Origin of the sequence: Mesorhizobium sp. M7A.F.Ca.US.002.01.1.1 (assembly GCF_004022955.1) — a bacterium.
Classification (GTDB): Bacteria; Pseudomonadota; Alphaproteobacteria; order Rhizobiales; family Rhizobiaceae; genus Mesorhizobium; species Mesorhizobium ciceri.
Window position 1 is genome coordinate 1 of record NZ_RZQE01000701.1, and the last position, 2,288, is coordinate 2,288.

The 2,288-nt window shown below is 64.8% G+C and carries 3 protein-coding genes; 1 reads left to right on the forward strand and 2 read right to left on the reverse strand.

Features of this window, described 5'->3' with window-relative positions; translation table 11 throughout:
- Positions 1-187: 187 nt before the first annotated feature.
- Positions 188-490 (forward strand): hypothetical protein, encoded by a 303-nt coding sequence (locus tag EN932_RS34295; RefSeq protein ID WP_245459131.1) that lies wholly within the window; start codon positions 188-190, stop codon positions 488-490.
- Here EN932_RS34295 and EN932_RS34300 read toward each other — a convergent pair.
- Both EN932_RS34300 and EN932_RS34305 read right to left on the reverse strand, forming a co-directional pair.
- Positions 467-1,666: a PLP-dependent aminotransferase family protein gene (locus EN932_RS34300; protein WP_206524262.1), complete on the reverse strand. Its 1,200-nt coding sequence runs from the start codon at positions 1,664-1,666 to the stop codon at positions 467-469. The two genes, EN932_RS34295 and EN932_RS34300, sit on opposite strands and share 24 nt — an antisense overlap.
- A 175-nt stretch (positions 1,667-1,841) precedes the next feature.
- On the reverse strand, positions 1,842-2,288 hold a 447-nt coding region (locus EN932_RS34305), incomplete at its 5' end, for a GNAT family N-acetyltransferase (protein WP_164890787.1).

The following is a 2,288-nucleotide window of genomic DNA, read 5'->3' on the forward strand; positions in this document are numbered from 1 at the left end:
GGTCTGAGGGGGGGATCAGACCTGGTAAGAACCTTTGTTGGCCGCGGAGGTTCCACCCGAACAAAAAAATTGCCGATGGCCCGTCCGCGGAATTCAAGCAGTGGAGGCGATTTCTTCGCGAGACCACTCACAGTTTGGAACTTTCCGCTCGCAACCGGGTTTGGTGGCGCGGTGGGAGGAATTGCGATTGGATTGTTTTCAGAGGCTCGAAGCGCTGGTCGACAGCGCCGGTCTCGACGATATCGAGGAAGCAACCGCTCTGCTGCGCCGGTTCAAGGGCAGGTCGCGCGAGGTCGCGGCAGCCATCGACGAATTCATGCTCGATTTCATGACCTTGGTCTTCGTCGTCGAAAACGGCGAAGAAGGTTTCGAAAGGCCGGTCCGCAAGCTCGCTCGCACCAGGCTTTCAAAGCTTGAGCGGCTGGTGACTGTAACGGCGGAGGAAAAGCCGGCTTCCAGCGCCGGCCTATCCCTTCAGGATGGCGGCTAGCCTTGGAATGCCTTCGCTCACCGCGCGCCGGTCGGCGAGCGTGAAGGACAGCCGCAGCGTGTTGCGCCCGGTGCCATCGGCATAAAAGGCGTTGCCCGGCACGAAGGCGACCCGCGCTTCCTTCACCGACCGAGCCAGAAGCTCGGTGGCGTCGGCCCCTTCCGGCAGTGTCACCCAGACGAACATGCCGCCTTCCGGGCGGCTCCAGGTCACGCCTTCGGGCATGTGGGCTTCCAGTGCCGAGAGCAGCCCGTCGCGGCGCTCGCGATAGGCGTCGATGAGTTTTTCCACCTGGCCTTCGAACACGGCTTCGGCGACGCGATGCATCACCACCTGGTTGATCGACGGGCTGTGCAGGTCCGAAGCCTGCTTCATCAGCACCAGCTTCTCGACAATGTGGCGCGGCGCGCACACCCAGCCGACCCGCATGCCCGGCGACAGGATCTTCGAGAACGAGCCGCAATAGAGCGTGCGCGCCTTGTCGATGCCGCCGGACCGGGCACAATCGAGCGCCAGGATCGGCGGCTCGCCATCGCCGTCATAGCGCAGCGCGCGGTAAGCGGCATCCTCGAGGACGGCGATGTCGAGTTCGCCGGCAAGGTCGAGCACCGCCTCGCGCTGCTCACGGTTCAGCGTGTTGCCGGTCGGGTTGGCGAAATCCGGCACCAGATAGGCGAATTTGGCCTTGCCGCCATTGGCGGCCGCCGCCGCGCGATAGGCATCGGGCGTCATGTTGCCGCCGGCCGGGGTCAGCCGGTCGTAGCGCGGCTCATAGGCGTTGAAAGCCTGCAGCGCGCCGAGATAGGTCGGCCACGTCACCAGCGCGGTGTCGCCCGGCGACAGGAACAGCTTGCCGAGATAATCCAGCGCCTGCTGCGAGCCGGAGGTGATGAAGATGTTGGCCTCGTCGCAGGCGACGCCGAGCTTGCCCATCTGCCCGGCGAGCCAGCGCCGCAACGGCAGATAGCCTTCCGAGACCTGGTACTGCAGCGCAGCGCCCGCCTCGGCGCCACCCAGCACATCGGCATAGGCGTCGCGGATCGCCTCGGCTGGGAACAGCGCCGGATCGGGAATACCGCCGGCAAACGAGATGATGTCCGGCTGGTCGAGCAGCTTCAGCAGCTCGCGGATTTCGGACGCTTTCATGCGCGACGAGCGCGAAGCCAACAGGTTCATAAGGGTCACGGCACGCCTCCCCGACGCTGCAATATAGGTCAACTTGACTGACCTATATCCCCTCTTGGCCGCGAATTGAAGTGTGCCTGAACGGTTTCCCGAATGCGCCAGCACTGGCGCACTGCTCGAACGCCGCGAGCAGTTCCACAAAAGTGTTGCAGCGTTTTCCGACCGCCTAAAGGCTCTTCTTGTAGCCGAGATGGCTGCCGGTGAAGCCGAGGCTTTCGTAAAAACGATGCGCGTCCGCCCGCCCTTTGTCGGTGGTCAGTTGAACGAGGCCGCAGCCGCGCGCGCGGCACGCGTCGATCGCCCATTCGATCATCTGCCTGCCGATGCCGTCCGAGCGCCTGTGGCCGGCGACCCGAACCGCCTCGATCTGGCCGCGCCACGCGCCCTTGCGCGAGAGCCCGGCAAGGAAAGATATCTGCAAGGTGCCGACCACCTCGCCGCCATCCACGGCCACCGCCAGCAGCTGATTGGGATCGGCGTCGATGGCGTTGAAAGCGTCGACATAACCTTGCGCCAGCGGCAAGGAAGCGTCCTCGCGGCCGGCGCCAAGCGGGTCGTCGGCCAGCATGGCCACGATATCAGGGAGGTCGGAGGCTTGCGCACGGCGGAAGGT

Bases quoted from the DNA above. Each gene is read 5' to 3' on its own strand.
- EN932_RS34300 (WP_206524262.1), bottom strand. From the start codon at position 1,666: ATGAACCTGTTGGCTTCGCGCTCGTCGCGCATGAAAGCGTCCGAAATC.